Source organism: Streptomyces sp. NPDC020731 (assembly GCF_044334705.1).
In the GTDB taxonomy this organism is placed as follows: Bacteria; Actinomycetota; Actinomycetes; order Streptomycetales; family Streptomycetaceae; genus Streptomyces.
This window is the reverse complement of sequence record NZ_JBIRTN010000001.1, coordinates 506,850-531,877: the sequence shown is the minus strand read 5'-3', so window position 1 is coordinate 531,877 and position 25,028 is coordinate 506,850. Positions and strand designations below refer to the sequence as shown.

The following is a 25,028-nucleotide window of genomic DNA, read 5'->3' as shown; positions in this document are numbered from 1 at the left end:
GCCTCCTGCATGATGGGGCGCATGCGTGCTGCCCGGTTGATCAAGATGGTGCTGCTGCTCCAGTCCCGGCCTTCCATGACCGCCGCCGAGCTGGCGCGGGAACTGGAGGTGTCGGAGCGGACGGTCACCCGGGACGCGCAGGCGCTGTCGGAGGCCGGGGTGCCGGTGTACGCGGACCGGGGGCGGATCGGCGGCTACCGGCTGGTCGGCGGGTACCGGACACGGCTGACCGGACTGGCGCGCGGCGAGGCGGAGGCGCTCTTCCTGTCCGGGGTGCCGGGGGCGCTGCGCGAGATGGGGCTGGAGGACGCGGCCTCGGCGGCCCGGCTGAAGGTGTCGGCGGCGCTGCTGCCCTCCCTCCGGGACGCCTCCCGCACGGCCGCGCAGCGGTTCCATCTGGACGCCCCGAACTGGTTCCGCGAGCCGGTCACGCCCGAGCTGCTGCCGGCGGTCGCGGACGCGGTGTGGGACGACCGGCGGGTCACCGCCCGCTACCGGCGCGGCGAGAACGAGGTGGGGCGGGAGCTGGATCCGTACGGGCTCGTGCTCAAGGCGGGCGTCTGGTACCTGTGCGCGCGGGTGGCGCAGGGCGGGTCCTTCCGGGTGTACCGGATCGACCGGTTCACGGCGGTGGAGCCGGGCGAGGAGCGCTTCGAGCGTGCGGAGGATTTCGATCTGCCCGCGTTCTGGGAGGAGCGGGCGGAGCAGTTCGCACGGTCCATCCTGCGCGCGGAGGTCGTGGTGCGGCTGTCGGCGGAGGGCGCGCGCCGGCTGCCGCACGCCGTGGACCCGCTGTCCGGGCGGGAGGCGCTGGCGCGGGCGGGCGAGCCGGACGAGGGCGGGTGGGTGACGGTGGCCCTGCCGGTGGAGTCCGAGGAGGTCGCCCATACGCAGCTGACTGCGCTGGGGGCGGAGGTGGAGGTGCTGGCGCCTCCGTCCCTGCGGGAGCGGTTCGCGGCGGAGGCTGCGCGGCTGGCGGGGCTGTACGGGCGGTGAAAGGGGGCGCCCTTTGCGGGCCCTGGGTTTTCCGCCCCCGCCGCCCCTTCCCGTCCCGTCCCTGGGGGCTCCGCCCCCAGATCCCCTTCGCGCAGTTCCCCGCGCCCCTTCACGCACTGCGGGTGCGTCCGTGGGCCGCAGGGCCGATGCTTGACCTCGTGATGGACGAGACGGAGTTCTGGGAGCTGGTCGACACCGCCCGCGAGGACGCCGAGGGCGATCCGGAGGAGCAGGCCGACCTGCTGGTGGAGCGGCTGCTGCGGCTGGACCCGGAGGCGGTCCTGGACTTCGCCCGTCACTTCGAGTCCCGCTACCACCGCGCCTACCACTGGGACCTGTGGGGCGCCGCCTGGGTGCTGCTGGACGGGGCGAGCGACGACGCGTTCGACTACTTCCGGTGCTGGCTGATCGGCCAGGGCCGGGAGGTCTTCGAGGGGGCGCTGCACGATCCGGACGCGCTGGCCGATCTGCTCGACGACGACTTCGACGAGGAGATCGACGGCGACGGCGAGGACCTCGGTTACGCGGCGGACGAGGCGTACGAGCAGCTCACCGGCACGGTGGCGCCCGACCTCGAGCTGCCCCCGGCCCCCGCGGAGCCGGAGGGCACGCCGCTCGACTTCGAGAACGAGGCCCTGCTCGCCGAACGCTACCCGCGGCTGTGGGAGCGGTTCCGGGGCTGAGCGGCGAGCCGGTGGTTCAAAGACGTCGGTGCGGGCTCGGGGCGTGGCGCAGGGGCGCGGCGTTGGCCTGCATGAGGGCGGAGGCGGTGTGGGCCGCCGGGCCCAGGACGACGGCGGCGGCGGCGCACAGGGCCGTCCAGGGGCGGCGCAGGGCGTCCGCCCAGGTGGTACTTCGGTCGGGTGTGTCGTTCATGGGACCTGCTCTTCGTTCCGTGTGTCGTTGTTCCGTACGGCGGTCTGGGTGTCGTCGGGCAGGGTGTCCTCGGTCTCGCGTCCCTGGAGGCCGGCCGCCAGGGTCCTGATCTCCGGGAGGCGGGCCCTGAGCGCGGCGCCCGGGCAGTCGGTCATGTAGCCGTCGCTGTGGCCGGCGACCGCGGGCAGGGTGGCGGTGGTGCCGGCCGCGTAGCGGCTGCCGCCGTTGCTGGAGACCAGCCGGACGTCGGCGCGCGGGTCGGTGCCGGACGTGCCGAGCTTCCAGGCGGCCACGGCGGCGATCGCGCGCAGCATCTCCGGCGGCACCCGAGCGCCCTCGGTGAAGGTGCCGAGGGCGGCGATCCCGGTGGTGCGGTGGTTGAAGCCCTGGGTGTGGGCGCCGGTGACGGGGCGGTCGGTGCCGCCCGCGCGGCCCTCGTAGACGGTGCCGCAGCGGTCGACGACGAAGTTGTAGCCGAGGTCGTCCCAGTCGCGGGCGCCGGTCTGGCCGTCGTACAGGCCCCGGATGATGCCGGGGGCGTCCGCGCAGTCGTAGCCGTTGGGCGAGTCGGTGTGGTGGATGAAGACGGCGACGACCTCGTCGTCGTAGCGCGGCGGCGGCTGTTCCCGCGCGGCGTCGCCCAGCCAGGCGGAGCGGGGTACGACGATCGGCGGCGGCGCCTGATGGGCGGCCGTGGCCCGCGCGGCGCTGCGGCCGGCGGAATCCTCGGCGGCGTGCTCGACGCCGTAGGCGCACAGCACCAGGGCGACGGCGGCGGCCAGGCCCGGCAGACAGCCGAGCGGCACCGTGACGGCCCGTGGCAGGCTCGGGGAGCCGGGCCCGCCGGGTATCCGGGGGGAGCGGCGCTTCCGCGCTCCGCGCGGTCTCCTGGGGACACGCATGGTCCCACTGTGAGCCGATCATCCCGGGCCTGCGATCCGTGCTGCGCCACCCGGTGGAACCATCGCCTCGGTCCGCGACGTTTTCCCCGGTACACGCGCGCGTGGCCGCATTCCCGCGGCCGTCGCGCGCGTGGCTGATCACCGGGCCCCTCCCCCGCGTATTGAAGGGCCGGTGGTCCCGAGAGAAAGGCGGCGTGCGTGGACCTGCTCGACATCCTGCTGTTGCTGGTCGTCCTGGCCTACGCGGCGTCCGGTTACCGGCGCGGGCTGCTGGCGGGCTGTGTCTCGCTGGCCGGTTTCGTGGGCGGCGCGGTCGTCGGAGTGTGGATCCTGCCGTGGGTGATGGACCTGGTGACGCCGGGGACGACCCGGGCGACGGTGACGGCCGTGTTCACGGTGCTGCTGCCGGCCGTGGCGGGCCATGAGCTGGCCGGGCGGCTGGCGCTCAGGCTGCGGCGGGAGCTGGACCGGGGCCCGCTGCGGGTGGCGGACGGGGTCGGCGGGGCGGTGGCCAACTCGGTGGCCGTGCTGATCGTGGCGTGGGTGGTGGCGAGCGTGCTGGGCGCGTCCTCCTCCCCGCTGGTGACGTCGGCGATCCGGGACTCGCGGCTGCTGGGCACGGTGCAGGACGCGATGCCGGACACCACCCCGGGCTGGTTCTCCCGGGCCACGTCGGCGCTGACCGAGGCGGGTTTCCCGCAGGTCTTCAACCCGTTCGAGAACGAGTCGACCGCCGAGGTCGCCGCGCCCACCGGCGACAGCGTCACCGCGGCCGCCACCCGGGCCGCGCAGCGCAGCACGGTGAAGGTCGAGGGCGTCGCGGGCACCCAGGGCCGGGAGGGCAGCGGCTTCGTGTACGCGACGGAGCACGTGATGACCAACGCCCATGTGGTGGCCGGCATCGACGAGCCGACCGTGCGCGTGGGCGGGGTGGGACGGACGTACGAGGCGCGGGTGGTGCTCTTCGACCCGCAGAAGGACGTGGCCGTGCTGTACGTGCCGGACCTGCGGGCGCCCGTCCTGGGGTTCGACGACGACGCCGGGCGCGGCGATTCGGCGGTCGTCGCGGGCTACCCGCAGGACGGCGACCTCGACCTGCAGGCGGCGACGGTCGCCGGCCGGCTCCCGGCCCGGGGGCAGAACATCTACAACGACGCGGCGGTCACCCGTGAGATCTACTCGATCCGCTCGACCGTCCGCCCCGGCAACTCCGGCGGCCCGCTGCTGACCACGGACGGCCGGGTGTACGGCGTGGTGTTCGCGCGCTCCACCACGGACGCCGAGACCGGCTATGTGCTGACGGCGGACGAGGTGGCGGACGACGCCGGGCGCGCGGCGGACGCGACGGCGCCGGTGGACACGGGGGAACCGGTCACCTCGTAGGTCCTGTCAGACCAGCGGCCGGCCCATCATGACGTCGTCGACGTACTCGCCGTCGAGGAAGAACTCCCCCGGCTGCACGCCCTCCACGACGAAGCCCTCGGACTCGTACAGCGCCCGGGCGGCGGTGTTGTGGCCGAGCACGCGCAGGGTGATCCGGCGGGCGCCGCGCTCCCGTGCCTCCGCGACGGCGGCCCGCACCAGGGCCCGGCCCACGCCCAGGCCGCGCGCCTCCTCGGCGACGGCGAGGCCGCGGATCTGCCGTACGTGCGCGTTGGAGGGGAGCTCGGTGGCGAAGCCGAGGCGCACGTAGCCGACGAGCCGGCCCCCGTACTCGGCGACGCGGTGCTCGCGGGGGCCGGAGCGCTCGCTGAAGAACGAGTCGTACGACGGCTGCGGGGTGACGGCGTGCAGGGTGGACCAGGTCGCGCGGTCGAGGCGGGCCAGCTCTCCCTCGTCGCCGGAACGGGCGGTGCGTATGGACAGTTCGGGCATGGGGGCCACTGTACGGCCGGGTCCTGACGCCCCGGTCGTGCGTTTCGGGCCGTGCGGGGCAGGATGGACGCCATGGAACGTTCCCGAATCGCGGTGGCCGGCGCGTCCGGGCTCATCGGTGGCGCGCTGGCGCGGTCCCTGGCGGCGGACGGGCACGAGGTGGTCCGGCTGGTGCGGAGGGCGCCGCGGGCGGCGGGCGAGGTCCGCTGGGACCCGGAGCGCGGGACGGTGGACGCGGCCGGGCTCGCCGGGTGCGACGCGGTGGTGAATCTGGCCGGGGCCGGGGTCGGCGACCGGCGCTGGACGGCGGCCTACAAGGCACGGATCAGGGCCGGCCGGGTCGGGGGCACGACCGCGCTCGCCGAGGCCGTCGCCGGGCTGCCCGAGGACGTACGGCCCCGGGTGTTCCTCAACGGCAGCGCGATCGGCTACTACGGCGAGACCGGCGACCGGACGGTGGACGAGAGCGCGCCGCCGGGCGAGGGCTTCCTGCCGGAGCTGTGCGTCGAGTGGGAGGCGGCCACGACGCCGGCGCGGGAGGCGGGCGTGCGGACGGTGTTCGCACGCACCGGTCTTGTGGTGGCGCGCGGGGGCGGGGCGTGGGGCCGGCTCTTCCCGCTGTTCCGGGCCGGGCTGGGCGGACGGCTGGGCGACGGGCGCCAGTACTGGTCGTTCGTCGCGCTGCACGACGAGGTGGCCGCGTTGCGCCATCTGCTGGACGCCGACGGGCTGTCCGGGCCGTTCAACCTGACCGCGCCGCATCCGGTGACCAACCGTGAGATCACCGAGGCGATGGCGCGCGTGCTGCACCGGCCGGCGGTGTTCGCGGTGCCGGCACCGGTGCTGCGGACGGTGCTCGGGGAGCTGGCCGGGGATGTCCTCGGCAGCGCCCGGGTGCTGCCGGCACGGCTGCTGGAGTCCGGCTTCCGGTTCGCGTTCCCCCGGATCGAGGGGGCGGTCCGGGCGGCGCTGTGAGCGCGCCCGCGTGACCACGATCCGCCCGGAACCGGTCCGGCTCCGAGCCCTCTGCGACCACATCGTGCCCATCCGGCGTGCGTATGCGACCGTCGTGCGCCCGTGCTCTGTCCATGCGCGACTGACCAGGCGCTCGGCCACGGACCTAACCTCGACCAGAACCCGGGTATCCCTGGGGCCTGTTGAGGGCATGACGTCTCCAGCGCCCGCGCAACCTCGAGGAGGGGCACGTGCTCGAACCCACGTACCAGGCGGACGTCGTCGTCGTGGGAGCCGGGGTCGCCGGACTCTCCGCGGCGCGACGACTGACCAGCGCAGGAGTCACCACCATGGTCCTGGAGGCCGCCCATGAGGTGGGCGGCCGGATGGCGACCGAGAAGATCGACGGCTTCCGGCTCGACCGGATCGGACGGTTGCTGTCCACGGCGTATCCCGAGCTGCGGCCGGCCGCGGGCCTCGACGGGCTGGTGCTGCGGCCCTTCGCACCCGGTGTCCTGCTGCACAGCGACGGACGGCACCATCGTGCGGGCGTGCAGCCGGGCGCGAGGGGGGCACGGAGCGCCAGGGGCGCGCTCCATGCCGTGCGCGCCCTGGCGAGCGCCCCACGGCCGGGAGGCGGACCCAGAAGGCCGGTGGCCGTGCCCGGACGGCAGGTGTCCGTGCCCCGCAGCCGCACCGGCGCCCCGCTGGGCACGGCGGTCGACCAGGCCCGCCTGGGCGCCGCGTTCAGCAGGCTCGCGAGCACGCCGGTGGAACGGCTGCTGGCCCGGCCCGAGACGACGGCGGCCGAGGCGCTGCCGGCCCGGGGCCTGCCCGCCCGGACCATCGACGGTTTTCTGCGCCCCCTGCTCGCCGCCCTGCTGTGCGATCCGGATCTCACCACGTCCAGCCGGTGCGCGGATCTGGCGCTGCGGGCGTTCGCGAGCGGACGGCTGTGTGTGCCGGAGGGCGGTGCCGAGGCGCTGCCGCGGCAGCTGGCGCGGACGCTGCCGCCGGGCACGGTGCACACGGGGGTGCGGGTCACCTCCGTGTCGACGACCTCGGTGACCACCGCGGAACACGGGGAGTTCCGGTGCGGCGCGGTGCTGGTCGCGACCGGGGCGCGGGCCGCCGCCGAGCTGCTGCCCGGGCTGCGGGTGCCGGACTTCCACCCCGTGACGGTGGTGCACCACAGCACCGACGAGGCCCCGGGGACCGGTGCCTCGCTGCTGCTCGACGCCGAGCGGGGCGGGCCGGTGGCGCACACGGCGGTCGTCAGCCGGGTCGACCCGTCCCGGGCCCCGGCCGGGCGCACGCTGGTCAGCTCGACGGTCCTGGGGCCGCCCGCACCGGGGATCGACACGGCCGTACGCATGCACCTGGCCCGGCTGTACGGCGTGTCGACGGCGCGCTGGGAGACGCTGGGTGTGCACCACACCGCGGAGGCGGTGCCGGCGATGCGGCCGCCGCACGATCTGCGGCGGCCCGTGCGGTTGCTGGCGGGCCTGTACGTCTGTGGTGACCACCGGGACACCGGGACGGTGCAGGGGGCGTTGCACTCGGCGCACCGGGCGTCGGCGGCGATCCTGACGGACCTGGGGGCGGACCGGTCGATGCATACGGCGGATCCGGTGCCGAGCGTTCGCGCGGCGTGAGCCGGGGGTCGGGCGCGCGGTCCGGCGCCTTGCGGGTGCCCCGCGTTGGTGGGGGCCGGGGATGGGGTTGCGCGGCCCGGCGCTTGCGGGGTGCCGTCGCGCCCACCCGTGCCGCCCCAGCGGCACGACTGCCCGCGGGAGCGGCCGGGGCGGGGCACCACTGCCCACGGGAGCGGCCGGGGCGGGGTCGTCAGCCGTACGCCGCGATCTTGTCGCGGTACGTGCGCACGGGAGCCGCGTCCCGGTACGGCTCCAGCTTCCGTTCGAAGTCACGGACGTACTCGACGGCCCGCACCGACCGCATCTCCGCCGCCTGACCGGCCGCCTCGGCGGCCAGCTGGCACGCCTGGTCCAGCTCCCCCAGACCGAGCCGGGCGGTCGCCAGCACCATCCGGCAGAAGAGCCGGCTACGGGCGTACCCCGGCGCCCGCAACTGCAGCGACCGCTCCGCGTGCTGTGCGGCGGCCCGGAACTGCTGCAGGTCCCGGTGGCAGTGCCCGAACTCGTCGGCGAGCTGCGCCTCGTCGAAGAAGCGCGCCCAGTACGGAACCTCGTCACCGGGCCGCGCCCCCTCCAGCGCCCGCTCCGCGCGCACCAGCGCGGCCGTGCAGGCACGCACCTCCCCCAGCACCCCGTGCCCCCGTGCCTCGGCCGCGTGCAGCAGCGCCTGCACCACCGGCGGACCGGACCCGCCCGCCCCCTGCTGGGCCACCCGTGCCAGCTGCACGGCCTCCCGCCCGTGCCCGAGGTAGACGGCCTGCCGGCTCATGGTGACCAGGACGTACGCGCCGTAGGGCCGGTCCCCCGCCGCCTGCGCCAGCCGGAGCGCCTGCACGAAGTACCGCTGCGCGAGCCCGTGCGCGGCGATGTCGTACGACGTCCAGCCGGCCAGCCGGGTCAGATCCGCGGCGGCCGCGAACAGCCGGCGGCCGGTCTGCTCGCCGTACGTGCCGCGCAGCATCGGCTCGCACTCGTGCTCCAGGTACCGCACGAGTGCCTGGCGGGCGTGCCCGCCGCCGTACGCGTCGTCGAGCGTGCGGAACAGCTCACCGACCGAACGCAGCGCCGCGATGTCACCTCCGGTGACCCGGTGACCCGGACCGCGTTCGGCCGTGGAACGCCGGCGCGCGAGCGGTTCGGCCGGCCGGACCGACGGCCTGCCCTGCGCCGGAACCCGTACCGGCGGCTCCGCCCGGGCCACCTTCTCGTCCGCCCGCCCGATCAGCCAGTCCCGGCTCGGCACGACCAGCCCCGCCGAGGTGAAGGCGATCTTCCGCAGCTCGGCGTGGCTGCCGGAGTCCTTGCGCCACAGCCCGCTGACGATGTCGACGGCCTCCTCGGGGGCGGCGGCGAACTCCAGCCCCGCGTAGACCGGCGCACAGGCGTCCAGCCCGAGGTCCTGTGCGGTCAGGCGGCGGCCCAGACGCCGGGTGAAGACCTCGGCGATCAGTGCCGGTGTGGTGCCCCTGGGCTGCTGCCCGCGCAGCCAGCGGGTGACGGACGTCTTGTCGTATCTCAGGTCGAGCCCGTGTTCGAGACCGAGCTGGTCCACGCGACGGGCGAGTCCCGCGTTGGAGAACCCCGCTTCTGCGATGAGCGCGGCGAGTTGTCGGTTGGGGGTGCGCTGCGCGGGTCGTTCCGTCATCTGCGGTGCGGTCTCCTGCCTTCCGGCTGAGCGAGGTGCCCGGATTGCTTGTGAGCAGCCCTTATGGCCACACGGACGGCGCGAATGTAGCGGAGAGTAAACACCCGATCGCGGACTTCGACCGGCATTCATCCGATCGTGTGAGGATTGCCCCGAAAGCTGACGGCCCGCACCCGCCCGACCCCTCGGCCGGCCCCGGCCGAGCCGCCCGGGCGGCCGCCCACCGACACCCACTCGAACGGTCGTACAGTGGCGTGGGCGCGTTTCGTGCCTGACGACCTTCTAGGGAGGCGCTTGCCGTGAGCGAGTTGCGGTTCGTGCGAATGGGCTTCGGGGCCGAGGCCGTGGACTACCGGCTGGCCTGGGACGAGCAGCGCCGGGTGCACGCGGCACGGTTCGCCGACGAGGTGCCCGACACCGTGATCCTCCTGGAGCACCCCCCGGTCTACACGGCCGGCCGCCGCACCGAGGCGAGCGAGCGCCCTCTCGACGGCACCCCGGTCATCGACGTGGACCGCGGCGGCAAGATCACCTGGCACGGCCCCGGCCAGCTGGTGGGCTACCCGATCCAGAAGCTGCCCCGCCCGGTGGACGTGGTCGCGCACGTCCGCCGCCTGGAGGAGGCCCTGATCCGCACCTGCGCGGAGTTCGGCCTGGAGACCACCCGGGTCGAGGGCCGCAGCGGGGTGTGGGTGCTGGGCGACCCGGTGGAGCAGCGCCCCGCGCTCGGCGGACTCTCCCTGGACTTCGACCCCCGGCTCACCGACGACGAGTTCGACCCCCGCCTCAACGGCCCGGAGTACGCGCCCTCCAACGCCGGCCAGCGCCGCGAGGACCGCAAGATCGCCGCGATCGGCATCCGTGTGGCCAAGGGCGTCACGATGCACGGTTTCGCGCTGAACGTGAACCCCGACAACAAGTGGTTCGACAAGATCATCCCGTGCGGCATCCGCGACGCGGGCGTCGCCTCCCTGGCGAACGAGCTGGGCCGCGACATCACGATCGCCGAGGTGCTCCCCGTCGCGGAGCGCCACCTCCGGGAGATCCTGGGGAACGCGGAACCGAAGCCCCGGGCGATCGAGAAGACACCGGCACGGAACAGCCTGACCGGCGTTTGAGGACAAGGCCCGTTCAGGGCCGGAGCGGGGGCCGGGGGCGGCAGTGCCCAGCGGTCCAACACCCACGCCGGGTTTCAAATCAACGGGCGTACCCTTGAGGACGCCGAAGAATCAAACGCTAGGGAGCCGGTCGTGTCCGCAGTCGCACCCGACGGACGCAAGATGCTGCGCCTGGAGGTCCGCAACAGCCAGACCCCCATCGAGCGCAAGCCCGAGTGGATCAAGACCCGGGCGAAAATGGGCCCCGAGTACTCCAAGATGCAGAACCTCGTCAAGAGCGAAGGCCTGCACACGGTCTGCCAGGAAGCCGGCTGTCCGAACATCTACGAGTGCTGGGAGGACCGCGAGGCGACCTTCCTCATCGGCGGCGACCAGTGCACCCGGCGCTGCGACTTCTGCCAGATCGACACCGGCAGGCCCGAGGCGCTCGACCGTGACGAGCCGCGCCGCGTGGGCGAGTCCGTGGTCACCATGGACCTGAACTACGCCACCATCACCGGCGTCGCCCGCGACGACCTGGAGGACGGCGGCGCCTGGCTGTACGCCGAGACCGTGCGCCAGATCCACGCGCAGACGGCGGACCGCGCGGACGGCCGCACCAAGGTCGAGCTGCTCGCCCCCGACTTCAACGCCGTCCCCGAGCAGCTGGCGGAGGTCTTCTCCTCCCGCCCCGAGGTCTTCGCGCACAACGTCGAGACGGTGCCCCGGATCTTCAAGCGGATCCGTCCCGGCTTCCGCTACGACCGCTCCCTGAAGGTCATCACCGACGCCCGTGACTACGGTCTGGTCACCAAGTCGAACCTGATCCTCGGCATGGGCGAGACCCGCGAGGAGGTCAGCGAGGCGCTGAAGCAGCTGCACGACGCCGGCTGCGAGCTGGTCACCATCACGCAGTACCTGCGGCCCTCCGTGCGCCACCACCCCGTCGAGCGCTGGGTGAAGCCGCACGAGTTCGTGGAACTGAAGGAGGAGGCCGAGCAGATCGGCTTCTCCGGTGTGATGTCCGGCCCGCTGGTCCGCTCCTCGTACCGCGCCGGCCGCCTGTACCGGATGGCGGTCGAGCTGCGTCAGTCAGCTGCTCCGCAGCGGGGGGGCGCGTACGCGGCCTCCCAGGCCGTCTGACGCACTCCCGGAGCGGTCCGGCGCTCCGCCACCGACAGGGTGTGAATTCACACACAAGGCGCTACCCGCCGGTAATGGCCGAGACGACGCGGTCCCGACAGTCCTCGCAGATGAGGGCACAGGTCGGGACCGCGTCGGCGTTCCGGACCCGGCCACCGAGGCTTCATGCCTGTTTGACCGGCCGGTCACGCCCTGGTAACACCAGTCAGTGAGCCTGGAATCACAGCACGTAGACCCCTACCCGCCCGCACCGAGGGAGACCTCCACCATGCAGGCCGCGCCCGTCCGCGCCACCGCCGTCCCGTCCTTCACCACCGCACTGCGCGCCGTCGAGTCGCTGCTGATGAGCGGCGGCCAGCGCACCGCCCGCCGCAACGCCTGGACCTCGGTGCTGGAGGACCGCCGTCGCGCCAAGGACCGGGTCGAGGCACAGCGCGTCCTCGACCAGAGCCCGGGCACCCCGGCCCTGGGCGCTCCGTCCCTGACGACCCGCCCCTGACCCACCGCCCCCGGCGGGGCCACGTAGACTTCATGACATGGCGAGGAAGGAAACCGCAGCGGACGCTGCGAACCCCGGGCGACTGAAACAGATTGCCCTGACCTACAAGATGACCCGCAGGGCCGACAAAAAGATCGGTCTTGTACTCGCGGCTGTCGGAATCGTCACCTTCGGTGTCTTCCTCGCGATCGGTTTCTTGCTCGGATACCCCATCTATCTCGGCATCCTGGGCCTCCTGTTCGCCTTCCTCGCGACGGCGATCGTCTTCGGACGCAGGGCCGAGCGGGCCGCCTTCGGGCAGATGGAGGGACAGCCGGGCGCCGCCGCGGCCGTGCTCGACAACATCGGCCGGGGCTGGACGACGACCCCCGCGGTGGCGATGAACCGCAGCCAGGACGTGGTGCACCGCGCGGTCGGCAAGGCCGGCATCGTGCTGGTCGCCGAGGGCAACCCGAACCGGGTGAAGAGCCTGCTGGCCGCCGAGAAGAAGAAGATGAACCGCATCGTCGCGGACGTCCCGGTGCACGACCTGATCGTGGGCACCGGCGAGGGCCAGGTCGAGCTGAAGAAGGTCCGTACGACCATGCTCAAGCTGCCCCGCGTGCTCACCGGCCCGCAGGTCACCGCGACCAACGACCGGCTGCGCGCCCTGGGTGACCTGATGAGCAACATGCCGCTGCCGAAGGGCCCGATGCCCAAGGGCATGAAACTGCCGAAGGGCGGCGGGCCGAGGGGCCGCTGACCCACCCTTTCCTCCACGACTTCCTCTACGACGACGGGGGCGCCGGAATCACTTCCGGCGCCCCCGTCGCGGTATCCCGTCGTATCCGTCGGGAGTGGGTGTCAGATCCGCACCTCGACCGTGCGGGCCAGCCGGTCGTGCAGGCCGCGGCCGTCGCGGTCCCAGACGAGCGCGGGGACGGCGAGGCACAGCAGCGCGGAGCGCACCAGGCCGCGCAGCGGCTGGACCCGGCCGGTCCCGAGGGCGACCACCCGCAGCCCGAACAGACGCTTGCCGGGCGTGAAGCCGACCGTGCCGACGGTGAGGACGCTCAGCACGAGGAACACCAGCAGCGCCCAGTTGCCGGTCGCCTGTCCGTCGTAGCCGTCGGTGATCAGGCCGTATGCGATCAGGACGCACAGACCCCAGTCCACGGCGAGGGCGCCGAGCCTGCGGCCGGGGCGTGCGATCGAGCCCGGTCCGTCCTCCGGCAGCCCCAGCTGCTCCCCCCGGTAGCCGAACTCGGCACCGGCGTCCTCCAGGGCCGCGCGGGGCCCGGAGAGCCATGATCCGATTGCTTGCCTGTTGTCCACCCGTCCACGGTACTGCGCCCGGATATGACCACAGGACGGCGGGGTGCGCCGGGACTACCGTGGGAGAGGAGCCGGTTAACTTGTGCGAAACAAATGGGTCACGCCCGAGAAATGACCCGTCCCTAGGGTCGAGTGCAGCGTGTGCCACCCGCACCGGCCACACGAACGATCTACCACCCCGGCGGGACGGTCGGGAGTAGGAGGAGCTGGATGTTCCAGAACGCCGACGACGCCAAGAAGTACCTCGCGGACGAGGACGTCAAGTTCATCGACGTCCGGTTCTGCGACCTCCCGGGTGTGATGCAGCACTTCACGATCCCTGCCGAGGCGTTCGACCCGGACGAGGAGCTGGCGTTCGACGGATCGTCGATCCGTGGCTTCCAGGCCATCCACGAGTCCGACATGGCGCTGCGCGCGGACCTGTCCACCGCCCGTGTCGACCCGTTCCGCCGCGACAAGACGCTGAACGTCAACTTCTTCATCCACGACCCGATCACGGGCGAGCAGTACTCCCGCGACCCGCGCAACGTGGCCAAGAAGGCCGAGGCCTACCTCGCCTCCACCGGTATCGCGGACACCGCGTTCTTCGGTCCCGAGGCCGAGTTCTACGTCTTCGACAGCGTGCGCTTCAAGACGTCCGAGAACGAGTCCTTCTACCACATCGACTCCGAGGCGGGCGCCTGGAACACCGGTGCGCTGGAGGACAACCGCGGTTACAAGGTCCGCTACAAGGGCGGCTACTTCCCGGTCCCGCCGGTCGACCACTTCGCCGACCTGCGCGCCGAGATCTCCCTGGAGCTGGCCAAGTCCGGGCTGCAGGTCGAGCGCCAGCACCACGAGGTGGGCACCGCCGGCCAGGCCGAGATCAACTACAAGTTCAACACGCTGCTCGCGGCCGCCGACGACCTGCAGCTCTTCAAGTACATCGTGAAGAACGTCGCCTGGCGCAACGGCAAGACCGCGACCTTCATGCCCAAGCCGATCTTCGGTGACAACGGCTCCGGCATGCACGTCCACCAGTCGCTGTGGGCGGGCGGCGACCCGCTCTTCTACGACGAGCAGGGCTACGCCGGCCTGTCGGACATGGCCCGCTACTACATCGGCGGCATCCTCAAGCACGCGCCGTCGCTGCTGGCCTTCACCAACCCGACGGTGAACTCGTACCACCGTCTGGTGCCGGGCTTCGAGGCGCCGGTGAACCTGGTGTACTCGCAGCGCAACCGCTCCGCCGCGATGCGCATCCCGATCACCGGGTCGAACCCGAAGGCCAAGCGCGTCGAGTTCCGCGCCCCGGACGCCTCCGGCAACCCCTACCTGGCCTTCTCGGCGCTGCTGCTGGCAGGTCTGGACGGCATCAAGAACAAGATCGAGCCGGCCGAGCCGATCGACAAGGACCTCTACGAGCTGGCTCCCGAGGAGCACGCCAATGTGGCCCAGGTCCCGACCTCCCTCGGTGCCGTCCTCGACCGCCTCGAGGCCGACCACGAGTTCCTCCTCCAGGGCGACGTCTTCACGCCGGACCTGATCGAGACGTGGATCGACTTCAAGCGCACCAACGAGATCGCCCCGCTGCAGCTCCGCCCGCACCCGCACGAGTTCGAGCTCTACTTCGACGTGTGACCGGGCCACGGCGCCCCCGCCTCTGGTTCCTCCAGGGCGGGGGCGCCGTCGTGTGTCCGGAAAGCTTCCCTCTCCGCGCCCGGAGAGGGATCCTTGGTCTGACACCGTTGTTCGAGAGAAAGTCACGGGGATGTCCGAACGGGACGACACGGAGCGGGAGTTCGACATCAAGTGGGCGGACGGTGCCGCGCACAAGGAGCCGTCGGCCCGGGCCCGGATGCTCGCCGCCCGCTGGAAGGACAACCCGCCCGGACCCGTCCCGTTCCGCGGCGAACCGGAGTACCGGGGATCGTCCGGCCGCTCGTCGTGGGTCTCGACGGCCGTGGTGCTCGGCTGCGTCGTGGCGGTGATCGTGCTGCTCGGCTACATCGACTTCCGCCCGTACTGATCCCGCCGACGCGGTATCCACCGGACCTCTGGTGCGCGTACCCGCCCGCCCGTGCACCGGCTACTCGGTCTGGGCGACGGCGACCGTCGGTGAGGTCCGGGAGGCGCGGAGGGCGGGCACCATTCCCGCGGCGGCGGTCACCAGGACGAGGGCGGTGAGGGCCCCCGCGAGTTGCCCTGCGGGGACGCTGAACGGGGCGCTCGTCTCGGCGACGCGGACCACCAGCCAGGAGTACGGCAGGCCGAGCGCCAGACCGAGCACTCCCCCCAGTACGCCGTAGAGCGCGCATTCCACCGTGACCATGCGGTGCACGGCCGCTCCACTGAGTCCCAGGGCCCGCAGCAGCCCGAACTCACGCTTGCGTTCGACGACGGTGAGGCTCGCCGTGGTCGCGACTCCGGCGACCGCCACGAGGACGGTCAGTCCCAGGACCATGATCACTGTCGTGGCCATCGTCCGCAGGTCGTCCGACTCGCCGGCCTGTCCGGCCGAGGTCTCGGCGATGACGCGGCCGTCGCCGCGCTCCGGACCGGTCAGCGTGCCGGTGATGGCCCGCTGCGCGCGTATCCGCCCCCGAGCGCCGTCCTCCGAGGCGTTGGCGGTGACCGTGGTGGGCGCCGCGCCCACTCCCATACGGGTGAGATCCGCGGCGGGGACGAAGAAGTTCCCTCCGTAGGGGCCGGCTCCGGGCAGCGTCGCCGCCACGGTGAGGTGGACGGGGCGGCCCTCGAACCTCAACGTCACGCGGTCGCCCGCCCGGACGCCGAGCTGGTGGGCGTGGTCGGCGTCCACGACGACGTGGGCGGGGCCGAGGTCGTCGAGGGAGCCGGTACGGGCGGTCAGGCCCACGCCGGAGCGGACGGTGCCGAGGTCGAGGTCGGAGACCGTCGCGCTGCGGGTGCCCTCGATGACCTCCGCCGTGCGGAACGCGGTCACGTCGGCCAGTTCGGGGTGAGAGGTCAGGTCGGCGGCCAGCGACCGGTCCAGCGACTCGCTGTCTCTCGCGTACAGGGAGAAGTCGGCGGGTGCCTCCACCGCCTGCCGGTACCGCTCGTAGGCGTTCAGGGAGGCGAGGCAGGTCAGGGTCGAGCCGACCAGGCAGACGCCGAGGGCCACGACGACCGAGACCGAGGCCGCCCTGCCCGGCGCGCCCCCGACGCCCGCGACCGCGAGCCGGCCGGCCGCACCGGTGCGGCGCAGTGGCACGGCGACGGCCGACAGCACCGGCCGGACCAGACGGGGACCGAGGGCGATCAGGGCCAGGAAGGCCAGCCCGCCCGAGAGCACCACGACGGTCAGCGCCGCGAACCGGTCGTACTCCGTGTCGCCCGGCTGGGGCAGTCCGCCGTACTGCCGCCAGGCGAGCAGCGCGGCGCCCGCCGCGCACAGCAGGCCCAGCAGGGTCCGGCCGATGCCGCTCGCCGCGCCCTCCCCGGACGCCGCGCTCCGCAGTGCTTGCAGCGGGGAGACCCGTGAGGCGGACAGGGACGGGGCCAGGACCGCCAGGACCGCCAGCAGGCCGGTGCCGAGAACGGTGAGAACGGCCTCCGTCGGAGGAACCTGGGAGGGGACGGACAGGTCGTGCCCGAACCGCCCGGCGACCGGGGGGACGAGCTGCCCGCAGCCCCAGGCCGCCAGCACACCGGTCGTGCCGGCCAGCAGGCCGACCACCGCCCCTTCGACGACGAGCGCGGCGGCGAGCCGTCGCGGGGTCGCCCCGATGGCGCGCAGCAGCGCCAGCTGGCGTACGCGCCGTGCGAAGACGATGCGGAAGGTGGAGGTCGCGACGAGAACGGCCGCGCCGACGGCGACGGCGAGGAAGACGGTGACCAGTTCCAGGGTGTCCTTCGCCTCCGCGACCGCCTCGCGGGCCTCCTGGTCCCGCACCTCGTCCCCGGACCGCACCTGCGCTCCGGGCACCGCCTGCCGGATCCGCTCCGCCGGCTCCGCGGAGAGGGAACCGGACGCGGAGGACGCGGTGTCGGTACGGATGTCGATGCGGGAATAGCCCGACACGCCGAGCAACTCCCCGAGTCGAGGGCCGGGGGCGTACCCGGTGGGCTCCGTGTCGTCCGTGGCGGTGCTGCGGACGATGCCGCTGACCTCGACCGTCACCCGTCGGGTGCCGTCGCCGTCGGCTTCGGGCTGCAGCAGGGTGAGCGACGATCCCGGAGCGAGATCGTATTCCCGCGCGGCCTGCGTGTTGACGGCGAGCCGGCCCGGGCCGGAGGGATACGCGCCGTCGAGCAGCCGGACTTCCGCCAGGGCGCCGGTGCCCGGGTCCGCGGACAGAGCGAGGTAGCGTTCGACGGCGCTGCCGTCCAGCGGTGTGCCGCCCTCCATCCGGCCGACGGCCTCGGTGACTCCGGGCGTCTCGCGGATCTCGCGGAGGCGGGCCTCGCCGATGTCCTCCCCGTCGTCGCCGGGCGTGACCACCAGCGACACCGCTTCGGGTGTTCCGCGGAACTTCTCGACGACGGTCGCGGTGATGATCTGCTGGGCCATGACGGCCCCGAAGACGACGAATGCCGCGATCAGCAGCGACAGTCCGGTCGCCGCGAACCGTCCGGGCCGCCGCAGGAGCTCCGCCACCTGGGAGCCCAGGACGGTCGCACGCCACGGGTTCCTCATCGCCGCCTCCCCATGACGTCGGTGGCGAGTGCGGCGGTCCGCCCGGCGGGGGCGGCGTGCTCGTCCTGCACGACGCGTCCGTCCGCGAGGGTCAGCACCCGGTCCGCGTACCGCGCGGCCGCGGGGTCGTGGGTGACCATCACGACCGACTGGCCGAGGTCGTCGACGGACCGGCGCAGCATGGTGAGTACTTCGGCGCCGGCCCGGGAGTCGAGGTTGCCGGTGGGTTCGTCGGCGAAGACCACGGCCGGCCGGGCCACCAGCGCCCGGGCCACGGCGACCCGCTGCTGCTGGCCGCCGGACAGCTCGGCGGGGCGGTGCGACACCCGGTGGGTGATGCCGAGGACTTCGCAGAGGTGGTCCACCAGGGCACGGTCGGGACGCCCGCCGGACATGGTGACGGGCAGCACGATGTTCTCGTAGGCCGTCAGTTGCGGCAGCAGGTTGAACGACTGGAAGACGAACCCGATCCGCTCCCGGCGCACCCGGGTCAGCTGCCGGTCGGACAGTCCGGTGATCTCCGTTCCGTCCAGGACGATGCTGCCGGAGGTGACGGTGTCGAGTCCGGCGGCGCAGTGCATCAGGGTCGACTTCCCCGACCCGGAGGGGCCGACGACGGCGGTGAACCGGGCGCGCCGGATGCCGACGGACACCTCGTCGAGGGCCCGTACCTCGGCGGTGCCCTGACGGTAGGTCTTCACCAGGGCGGTGGCGGTGATGACGTCGTCCGGTGTGTGGCCGCGGACGGCGGTATGGACAGCCATGGGGACGGTTCCCGCGATCCGGGTCAGGAGCCGAGCGGCGGCATGGACAGGGTGACGCCGGAGTCCGAGCAGTGTCCCCGCGCGTCCTCCTGGAGGTTCTTCACGTCCTTCGCGGACGGCGCTTCGGGGGACTTCTTGGCGGTCTCGACCGCCCATCCCTCGTACCGGGAGATCTTGGCTCCGAGGTAGCCGTCCTTCATCTGCGCGCGACGCTCGTCACCGGTTTCCTTCCACCACTTCTCCGCGTCCGGCACGGGGCCGGTGGAGACCTCCTCGGCCTCGGTGACGATGCGCTGCGCCAGCCGGCAGTCCTCGGCGGACGCCTGGCTGAGCTCGTTGCGGTCCTGCCACCAGTACCCCGCCCCGGCGGCCAGGGCCGCGACGATCACGGCCGTGGCCGCACCGATGACGAGACGGTTCCGCCTGCGGTTCTGCGTGGTGGGCGTGGTGTTCATCGAATCCTCCAGTGTCTTCTCGGCCGCGTTCGGCGACAGTGAGAAGTCTGGAGTCCGGCGGCCTGCCGGACATCGGCCACGAATCCGAGATCGGACGCGGCGGATCTGGCACGCCGGCCGGGGTGGTTCCTGCACCCCCGGGGGCAGAACCCGGCGGCGCCTCTGCACCCTCAGGGGGAGGGACGGACCAGTCCGGACTCGTAGGCGAACGCGACGGCCTGGGCACGGTCCCGCAGATGCAGTTTCGCCATGAGGTTGCCCAGGTGCGTCTTCACCGTGGCCCCCGCGACGTACAGCTCCGCCGCGATCTCGGCGTTGGACAGTCCCCGGGCGACCAGGGCGAGCACGTCCCGCTCGCGCGCGGTGAGGACGTCCAGCCGTTCGGCCTGTCCGTTCGCCGGTGCCAGCCGGTCCGAGACCCGGTCGAGGAGCAGCCGGGTAATACGCGGCGCCACCACCGACTCCCCCGCGGCCAGGACCCGGATGGCGTTCACGACCTCCGTGGCGGGAGCGTTCTTCAGCAGGAAGCCGCCGGCTCCGGCGCGCAGCGCCGCGAACGCGTCCTCGTCGTTGTCGAAGGTGGTCAGCACCAGCACGCCGGGCGGATCGTCCAGCCGCATGAGCTGCTCCGTGGCCTGGATGCCGTCCATGACGGGCATGCGGATGTCCATGATGACGACGTCCGCCTCGACCTTCCGCAGCAGGTCGAGGGCGTCCGCCCCGTTCTCCGCCTCACCGACGACCTCGATGTCGTCCTGACCGGCCAGCACCATGGAGAAACCGGCCCGGATCAGCGGCTGGTCGTCCACCACGGCCACCCGGATCGGCCTGTCTGCCTGCGTCATCACTTCGTCCTTGTCGGAATCGAGGCACGTACGTGCCATCCGCTGCCGAGCCGGGGGCCGGCCTCGAAGCTGCCGCCGGCGAGCTCCGCCCGTTCCCGCATCCCCACGAGTCCATTTCCTCCGGAGCGACCGCCGACGCCACGGCCGGCGAGGGTGCCCGCTCCGTCGTCGACCACACTGATCAGCAGTGTGCCCGGCTCCTCACTGAGCCGGATGTCGACCCCGGCCCCGGCTCCGGCGTGGCGGAGCACGTTCGTGAGGCACTCCTGGACGATACGGAAGGCCGTCATCTCCTCCGCCGGCGACAGCCGTCCTTCGCCGACCTCAACGGACACGTCCACGGTCAGCCCGGCGGTCCGTGCACGTTCGGCGACGACCTCGATCTCGTCAAGAGTGACCAGGCGCCGTGGCGGATCGCTGTCGGCGGGGTCCGGGTTTCCCTCGCGCAGCACCCGGACGATGCGGTGCATGTCGTCGATCGCGTCCCGGCCCGTGGCGGCGATCGTCTTCAGCGCGGACTGAGCCATGTCCGGCGACTTCCGCAGCACGGACTCGGCGCCGTCGGCCTGGAGGATCATCACGGCCAGGCTGTGCGCCACCACGTCGTGCAGTTCACGGGCGATCTCGGCCCGCTCCCGGGCCGCGGCCAGCCGGACGCGCTGCTCCTGTTCCCGCTCGACGTGCCAGGCGCGGGCCGCCTGGCTCTCGGCGTAGAGGCGCCGCGTGTGCAGGGCGAAGGCCGTCAGCCAGACCATCAGCGTCAGCCCCCAGAAGACCAGGAGCGATTCGAGATCGACGAACGGCTCGATGCCGAGGGCCGGCATCCCCACCGTCCCGGCCGCCACGGCCAGCAGCACCGCGGCGCCCGCGAGATACGGCATCCGGGTGGTCCGGGAATGGTGGACGACCGACATCATGGCGAACAGCACGGCCACGTCGTACGAGGCGGGCGCCGACGCCAGCGGGAGGTCGGGCAGGTCGTACAGGACGAACTGGACGACGCCCAGCGCCAGGACGACCGCCATCACCGTGGCGGGGAACCGTCTGCGGGCCAGCAGGCTCAGTGCCATCAACCCGCCCAGGAGCAGGTCGTACTCGCCGCCGTAATAATCCGCGGCCACCAGGACCACCAGCGCGATACCGATGTCGCAGGCCCGGGCGACGGCGCGTCCGTACCGGCCGGACAGCGTCATCCAGGACGACGGGACCGGGACCGCCCTCTCCTCAGTCAACCGTCGTACCTTTCTCCTCCGGCAGGGGCGCCGACGCGTGGCCTGCCGGCACAAGTGCCGCCGGACCGCAGGGATTTCGGGGTGAGGACGGTGCCCTCACCCGCCCATCTTGCCTCAGCGCGCGGCCGGCGTGCGGCACGGCGGTGCCGGGCGCCTCACGCGTGGAGGCCGCCCGGCACCGGTCCGGAACTCAACGGTTGTAACGCATGAACGCGCGCACCATGTGGCACGTGGTGTCCGACGGCGGGTGGACGCCGATCAGTGCCGCCGTGGTGCGGATCCTCTCGTTACGGGCCTGGTTGGGCAGGTAGACGCCGGAGTCGAGCAGGGCGATGGCGAGGCGCATCGCCTTGAGCCGACGGTTGTGGGTGACGTACCACTCGCGCGGGCGGCCCGCCGGCAGGGCGTGCTTCTCCACCGGGGCACAGGGCAGTTCGAGCAGCACGGGACGCTTCGCGGTGGACTGGGTGGGCAGGGGCTTCGGCTTCAGTGCGGCAGCGGGCACGGGCATCCTCCTGTCGCGGTCGGGGCGGCTCGCCGAGGTCCACGACGACCCCGGCGACTCCCTCGAACACTGCTTACAGTTTACTACCCGACACTGACAATCAGCAGACCTGCAGGAGCCAATAAATCCGCTGGTGAGCACGGGTTTTGCCGCTGCGTCACATCGGTCCCGCGGGACACGCGTGAGGGCCAAAGAATTCGAACAACCAGAGTGGCGGCGTACCGTGGGCGGCATGGAGATCTGGATCAATCCCGCCTGTTCCAAGTGCCGTAGCGCCATCAGCCTGCTCGATGCCGAGGGGGCCGAGTACACCGTGCGGCGGTATCTGGAGGACGTGCCGGGCGAGGACGAGATCCGGGCGGTGCTGGAGCGGCTCGGGCTGGAGCCGTGGGACATCACCCGGACCCGGGAGGCCGTCGCGACGGAGCTGGGGATCGAGGAGTGGGCGCGGGACGCCGGTACGCGGGACCGCTGGATCGCGGCGCTCGCCTCGCATCCCAAGCTGATCCAGCGACCGATCATCACGGCGGACGACGGCACGGCGGTCGTGGGCCGCACGGAGGGGGCCGTACGGGACGCCCTCTCCCGCTGACAGCCGTGTGACGCAGGCCACTTCGCCGAGTTGACGCGACCGCTGAGCAACTCCGTTCGGTATCTCGTACATAGCGCCGTACGCTCCCCCTACCTCTTCAGGAGGCGCGCATGTCGCGCAGGAGAAGTCTCGGCCCGAAGAAGAAGCTCGCGCTGTTGCTGAGCGCCGCGACGGTGGCGGGAGGCGGGGCCTTCGTCATGGCGAACACGTCGAACGCCGCGCCGCCGCCGACCACCAGGTCGGCGGCGGACTCGACCGTCTGTCGGGGTCTCGCCACCGCGCTCGGCAACAACCAGAAGTTCATCGAGGGCCAGCGGGCCGCCCCCGACGCGCAGTCCGAGGCGCGGATCGCCAACCGCGAGGCGGTCATCGACCAGATCCGGCTCCAGCAGGAGGCGTCCGGGTGCACGGTGGGGGAGTCGGCTCAGGACTCCCAGGCCGCGCAGCCGGAGCAGCCCGCCCCCTCGCAGCCGGCTCCCTCGCAGCCGGTCGCGGAGGAGGAGGGCGCGCAGGCCTCCGGTGAGCAGGTGTGCAACGGGTCGACCGTCACCCTCTCCGGCGAGGACGGCGCCCCGGCCGCGTCCAGCAACCAGTTCCCGGCCGGTACGAAGCTGAAGGTCACCAACCTGGACAACAACAAGTCCACGACGGTGGAGGTCACCTCCGTCTCCGGCAGCTGCGTACTGCTCAACAACGCGGCCTTCGAGCAGGTCCGCGAGGCCGGCAAGTTCCTGATCCGCCGGGCGGTGATCGAGAAGGTGGGCTGACACCGGGGTTCGTCGCGGATTCCCGGGGCCCGCCGCTCCCCTCCACCGGGGCGGCGGGCCCGCCCGCGCCCCTCCCACCCGGGCCGTCCCTCCTCCCGCGTGCTCACACGGTGAGGTGGGACACAGCGGGGTCAGGTAACACGGGGTTCACATTCGGGCAATGGCCGGGAAATCGCCTGTTGACAGGCTGCGTGGCATCGACGGCGGCGCCCCAGTGCCGCAGCGCCGCAGCACCCGCGCAAGCGCCCAGCCCCACCCCGAAGGATGTGGACCGTGAGCTTCAAGGCCGAGTACATCTGGATCGACGGCACCGAGCCGACCGCCAAGCTGCGTTCCAAGACGAAGATCCTGGACGACGACGCCAAGGGCGCGGAGCTGCCGATCTGGGGCTTTGACGGCTCCTCCACCAACCAGGCCAAGGGCCACGCCTCCGACTGCGTCCTCAAGCCGGTCTTCGTCTGCCCGGACCCCCTCCGCGGCGGCGACGACGTCCTGGTGCTGTGCGAGGTCCTGAACACGGACATGACGCCGCACGAGACCAACACCCGTGCCGCGCTGGCCGAGGTCGCCGGGAAGTTCACCGCGCAGGAGCCGATCTTCGGCATCGAGCAGGAGTACACCTTCTTCAAGGGCGCCCGCCCGCTCGGCTTCCCCGAGGGCGGCTTCCCGGCCGCGCAGGGCGGCTACTACTGCGGTGTCGGCTCGGACGAGATCTTCGGCCGGGACGTCGTCGAGGCGCACCTGGAGAACTGCCTGAAGGCGGGCCTGGGCATCTCCGGCATCAACGCCGAGGTCATGCCCGGCCAGTGGGAGTTCCAGGTCGGCCCGCTGGCCCCGCTGGTGGTCTCCGACCAGCTGTGGGTGGCCCGCTGGCTGCTCTACCGCACGGCCGAGGACTTCGAGGTCTCCGCCACCCTCGACCCCAAGCCGGTCAAGGGCGACTGGAACGGCGCGGGCGCGCACACCAACTTCTCCACCAAGGCGATGCGCGAGGGTTACGACGCGATCATCACCGCGTGCGAGTCGCTCGGTGAGGGCTCCAAGCCGCTGGACCACGTGAAGAACTACGGTGCCGGCATCGACGACCGTCTCACCGGTCTGCACGAGACCGCCCCGTGGAACGAGTACTCCTACGGCGTCTCGGACCGCGGCGCCTCGGTCCGCATCCCGTGGCAGGTCGAGAAGGACGGCAAGGGCTACATCGAGGACCGCCGTCCGAACGCCAACGTCGACCCGTACGTGGTGACCCGTCTGCTGGTCGACACGTGCTGCACCGCGCTGGAGAAGGCCGGCCAGGTCTGATCCGTACCCCGGCCGTACCGCAGACGACGCGAGGGGCGTCCACCGTCGGGGTGGACGCCCCTTCGCCTTGTCCGAGCGGTGAGAGGGGGCTCCTGCCGGGCGCGGGTGTCTGCTTCAATGGACGCATGGCCGGTTTCCGGAAGTACGACGCGACGGGTCGCGGTGACCTCGAGCCGTTCTGGCCTTCCCGTCAGCACCACGACTTCGACCGGGCGTGTTGTCGCGCGACGAACGCGCCGGCCCTCTGAAGCCCGGGCATCCGGCAGGTCCCGGACCCCCGGCGGCCTTCGGCCGGCGCGAACCGCGTACGTCCTCGACGAACCCCTTCGCGCGAAAGAGCTGACGACTCATGGCGACCACCCGTTCCCTGTCCTCCGTCTCCCCCGCCCTCCCCGCTCACCCCCGGCTGCGCGCCGTCGACCGGGACGAGGTGGTGACCGTCGCGGATCTGCTGCCGCCGGGTGCCACCTGGCTGCCCGCGCCGCAGCACGCCCTGCCCGTCCTGCCCGGCCGTCCCCCGATGGTCGGCTACCTGGTACTGGTCCCCGCCGACCAGCAGCCGCCGTTCCCGGCCGCGGTACCGGACCCGGCCGGCTCCCCCGGCCCCGGGAGCGACGACGACCCGCTGATCCGGGTCGACACCGTGCAGCGCACCGCCCACGTCGACGGACGTCAACTCGACCTCACCTACCTGGAGTTCGAGCTGCTCGCCCATCTCGTGGCGCACCCGGGCCGGGTGCACACCCGGGACCACCTGGTCGGCACGGTGTGGGGTTACGGCCATGTCGGCGACGGCCGCACCGTCGACGTCCACATCGCCCGGCTGCGCCGCAAACTGGGCGCCGGACACCGGGACACGATCCGCACCGTACGCCGGGTCGGCTACAAGTACGTTCCGCCGGCCGGGCGCTGAACCGCCCACGGCCGGTCTGCCGACAGCAGATTCCCGTTCCCCCCGGCCGCCCGGCCGG

General features: G+C 72.6%; 26 protein-coding genes. 15 read left to right on the top strand and 11 right to left on the bottom strand.

The genetic code is table 11. The features are described from left to right. Positions 1 to 21 precede the first annotated feature (21 nt). Both ACH4VX_RS02440 and ACH4VX_RS02435 read left to right on the top strand, forming a co-directional pair. Positions 22 to 996, top strand: a complete 975-nt coding sequence (locus tag ACH4VX_RS02440; protein WP_398365286.1) for a helix-turn-helix transcriptional regulator — start codon at positions 22 to 24, stop codon at positions 994 to 996. A gap of 161 nt (positions 997 to 1,157) precedes the next feature. After that, a complete protein-coding gene (locus ACH4VX_RS02435) occupies positions 1,158 to 1,679 on the top strand; it encodes a DUF4240 domain-containing protein (protein ID WP_398365403.1) in 522 nt (173 codons plus the stop codon). 16 nt (positions 1,680 to 1,695) lie between these two features. Here the strand turns inward: ACH4VX_RS02435 and ACH4VX_RS02430 are convergent, their stop codons facing one another. Continuing rightward, complete coding sequence (locus ACH4VX_RS02430) at positions 1,696 to 1,872, bottom strand: hypothetical protein (protein ID WP_398365284.1); 177 nt, start codon at positions 1,870 to 1,872, stop codon at positions 1,696 to 1,698. Then, on the bottom strand, positions 1,869 to 2,774 hold the full coding sequence (locus ACH4VX_RS02425; RefSeq protein ID WP_398365282.1) for a peptidoglycan recognition protein: 906 nt from the start codon (positions 2,772 to 2,774) through the stop codon (positions 1,869 to 1,871). Before ACH4VX_RS02425 ends, ACH4VX_RS02430 begins: the two co-directional genes overlap by 4 nt. A gap of 198 nt (positions 2,775 to 2,972) precedes the next feature. Between ACH4VX_RS02425 and ACH4VX_RS02420 the strand changes: the two genes are divergently transcribed. Beyond that, positions 2,973 to 4,157, top strand: a complete 1,185-nt coding sequence (locus ACH4VX_RS02420) for a MarP family serine protease (protein WP_398365280.1) — start codon at positions 2,973 to 2,975, stop codon at positions 4,155 to 4,157. A gap of 6 nt (positions 4,158 to 4,163) precedes the next feature. On the opposite strand, the gene ACH4VX_RS02415 is transcribed toward ACH4VX_RS02420, so the two are convergent. After that, entirely contained in the window at positions 4,164 to 4,649 is a 486-nt protein-coding gene (locus ACH4VX_RS02415) for a GNAT family N-acetyltransferase (protein ID WP_398365279.1), read from the bottom strand. Positions 4,650 to 4,721: 72 nt separating this feature from the next. Here ACH4VX_RS02415 and ACH4VX_RS02410 point away from each other — a divergent pair, with 72 nt between their 5' ends. Together ACH4VX_RS02410 and ACH4VX_RS02405 are read left to right on the top strand one after the other, a co-directional pair. Beyond that, positions 4,722 to 5,624, top strand: coding sequence for a TIGR01777 family oxidoreductase (locus tag ACH4VX_RS02410; protein ID WP_398365277.1), 903 nt, complete (start codon positions 4,722 to 4,724; stop codon positions 5,622 to 5,624). A 230-nt stretch (positions 5,625 to 5,854) separates the two neighbouring features. Continuing rightward, the gene (locus ACH4VX_RS02405; protein ID WP_398365275.1) at positions 5,855 to 7,258 is read left to right on the top strand and encodes an NAD(P)/FAD-dependent oxidoreductase; all 1,404 of its coding nucleotides are present in this window, start codon (positions 5,855 to 5,857) and stop codon (positions 7,256 to 7,258) included. 190 nt (positions 7,259 to 7,448) lie between these two features. Here ACH4VX_RS02405 and ACH4VX_RS02400 read toward each other — a convergent pair whose 3' ends face one another. Continuing rightward, positions 7,449 to 8,903: a regulator gene (locus ACH4VX_RS02400; RefSeq protein ID WP_398365273.1), complete on the bottom strand. Its 1,455-nt coding sequence runs from the start codon at positions 8,901 to 8,903 to the stop codon at positions 7,449 to 7,451. Between the two features lie 299 nt (positions 8,904 to 9,202). Here ACH4VX_RS02400 and lipB point away from each other — a divergent pair, with 299 nt between their 5' ends. The 4 genes from lipB (at position 9,203) to ACH4VX_RS02380 (ending at position 12,384) form a co-directional block, all read left to right on the top strand. Beyond that, the gene (gene lipB / locus ACH4VX_RS02395; protein ID WP_398365271.1) at positions 9,203 to 10,021 is read left to right on the top strand and encodes a lipoyl(octanoyl) transferase LipB; all 819 of its coding nucleotides are present in this window, start codon (positions 9,203 to 9,205) and stop codon (positions 10,019 to 10,021) included. Positions 10,022 to 10,153: 132 nt separating this feature from the next. Continuing rightward, positions 10,154 to 11,143 carry a lipoyl synthase gene (lipA, locus tag ACH4VX_RS02390; RefSeq protein ID WP_398365269.1) on the top strand — a complete coding sequence of 330 codons (990 nt, stop codon included), beginning with the start codon at positions 10,154 to 10,156 and terminating at the stop codon, positions 11,141 to 11,143. A 268-nt stretch (positions 11,144 to 11,411) separates the two neighbouring features. Next, positions 11,412 to 11,642 (top strand): hypothetical protein, encoded by a 231-nt coding sequence (locus tag ACH4VX_RS02385; protein WP_398365267.1) that lies wholly within the window; start codon positions 11,412 to 11,414, stop codon positions 11,640 to 11,642. Between the two features lie 37 nt (positions 11,643 to 11,679). Continuing rightward, positions 11,680 to 12,384: a DUF4191 domain-containing protein gene (locus ACH4VX_RS02380; protein ID WP_398365265.1), complete on the top strand. Its 705-nt coding sequence runs from the start codon at positions 11,680 to 11,682 to the stop codon at positions 12,382 to 12,384. A 101-nt stretch (positions 12,385 to 12,485) separates the two neighbouring features. Here ACH4VX_RS02380 and ACH4VX_RS02375 read toward each other — a convergent pair whose 3' ends face one another. After that, a complete protein-coding gene (locus tag ACH4VX_RS02375; RefSeq protein ID WP_398365263.1) occupies positions 12,486 to 12,956 on the bottom strand; it encodes an RDD family protein in 471 nt (156 codons plus the stop codon). A 210-nt stretch (positions 12,957 to 13,166) separates the two neighbouring features. Here ACH4VX_RS02375 and glnA point away from each other — a divergent pair, with 210 nt between their 5' ends. Together glnA and ACH4VX_RS02365 are read left to right on the top strand one after the other, a co-directional pair. Then, positions 13,167 to 14,576, top strand: a complete 1,410-nt coding sequence (gene glnA, locus ACH4VX_RS02370) for a type I glutamate--ammonia ligase (protein WP_398365262.1) — start codon at positions 13,167 to 13,169, stop codon at positions 14,574 to 14,576. A 130-nt stretch (positions 14,577 to 14,706) separates the two neighbouring features. After that, complete coding sequence (locus ACH4VX_RS02365) at positions 14,707 to 14,964, top strand: hypothetical protein (RefSeq protein WP_398365260.1); 258 nt, start codon at positions 14,707 to 14,709, stop codon at positions 14,962 to 14,964. Positions 14,965 to 15,024: 60 nt separating this feature from the next. Here the strand turns inward: ACH4VX_RS02365 and ACH4VX_RS02360 are convergent, their stop codons facing one another. The 6 genes from ACH4VX_RS02360 to ACH4VX_RS02335 form a co-directional block, all read right to left on the bottom strand. After that, the gene (locus ACH4VX_RS02360) at positions 15,025 to 17,595 is read right to left on the bottom strand and encodes an FtsX-like permease family protein (protein WP_398365258.1); all 2,571 of its coding nucleotides are present in this window, start codon (positions 17,593 to 17,595) and stop codon (positions 15,025 to 15,027) included. Beyond that, positions 17,592 to 18,359: an ABC transporter ATP-binding protein gene (locus ACH4VX_RS02355; RefSeq protein ID WP_398365257.1), complete on the bottom strand. Its 768-nt coding sequence runs from the start codon at positions 18,357 to 18,359 to the stop codon at positions 17,592 to 17,594. Before ACH4VX_RS02355 ends, ACH4VX_RS02360 begins: the two co-directional genes overlap by 4 nt. A gap of 23 nt (positions 18,360 to 18,382) precedes the next feature. Then, positions 18,383 to 18,814 (bottom strand): hypothetical protein, encoded by a 432-nt coding sequence (locus ACH4VX_RS02350; RefSeq protein ID WP_398365255.1) that lies wholly within the window; start codon positions 18,812 to 18,814, stop codon positions 18,383 to 18,385. Between the two features lie 170 nt (positions 18,815 to 18,984). Beyond that, the gene (locus ACH4VX_RS02345; protein WP_398365253.1) at positions 18,985 to 19,659 is read right to left on the bottom strand and encodes a response regulator; all 675 of its coding nucleotides are present in this window, start codon (positions 19,657 to 19,659) and stop codon (positions 18,985 to 18,987) included. Beyond that, a complete protein-coding gene (locus ACH4VX_RS02340; RefSeq protein WP_398365251.1) occupies positions 19,659 to 20,891 on the bottom strand; it encodes a sensor histidine kinase in 1,233 nt (410 codons plus the stop codon). The genes ACH4VX_RS02345 and ACH4VX_RS02340 overlap by 1 nt, the downstream gene beginning before the upstream one ends. A 190-nt stretch (positions 20,892 to 21,081) precedes the next feature. Then, a complete protein-coding gene (locus ACH4VX_RS02335; RefSeq protein ID WP_398365250.1) occupies positions 21,082 to 21,396 on the bottom strand; it encodes a hypothetical protein in 315 nt (104 codons plus the stop codon). 232 nt (positions 21,397 to 21,628) lie between these two features. Here ACH4VX_RS02335 and ACH4VX_RS02330 point away from each other — a divergent pair, with 232 nt between their 5' ends. From ACH4VX_RS02330 to ACH4VX_RS02315, 4 genes are all read left to right on the top strand, one after another. After that, complete coding sequence (locus ACH4VX_RS02330) at positions 21,629 to 21,988, top strand: ArsC/Spx/MgsR family protein (RefSeq protein ID WP_398365248.1); 360 nt, start codon at positions 21,629 to 21,631, stop codon at positions 21,986 to 21,988. Positions 21,989 to 22,098: 110 nt separating this feature from the next. Further along, positions 22,099 to 22,755, top strand: a complete 657-nt coding sequence (locus ACH4VX_RS02325; protein WP_398365247.1) for a hypothetical protein — start codon at positions 22,099 to 22,101, stop codon at positions 22,753 to 22,755. A gap of 273 nt (positions 22,756 to 23,028) precedes the next feature. Further along, positions 23,029 to 24,057, top strand: a complete 1,029-nt coding sequence (gene glnII / locus ACH4VX_RS02320; RefSeq protein ID WP_398365245.1) for a glutamine synthetase — start codon at positions 23,029 to 23,031, stop codon at positions 24,055 to 24,057. A gap of 349 nt (positions 24,058 to 24,406) precedes the next feature. Continuing rightward, entirely contained in the window at positions 24,407 to 24,970 is a 564-nt protein-coding gene (locus ACH4VX_RS02315) for a winged helix-turn-helix domain-containing protein (protein ID WP_398365243.1), read from the top strand. The last annotated feature ends 58 nt before the right edge of the window (positions 24,971 to 25,028 follow it).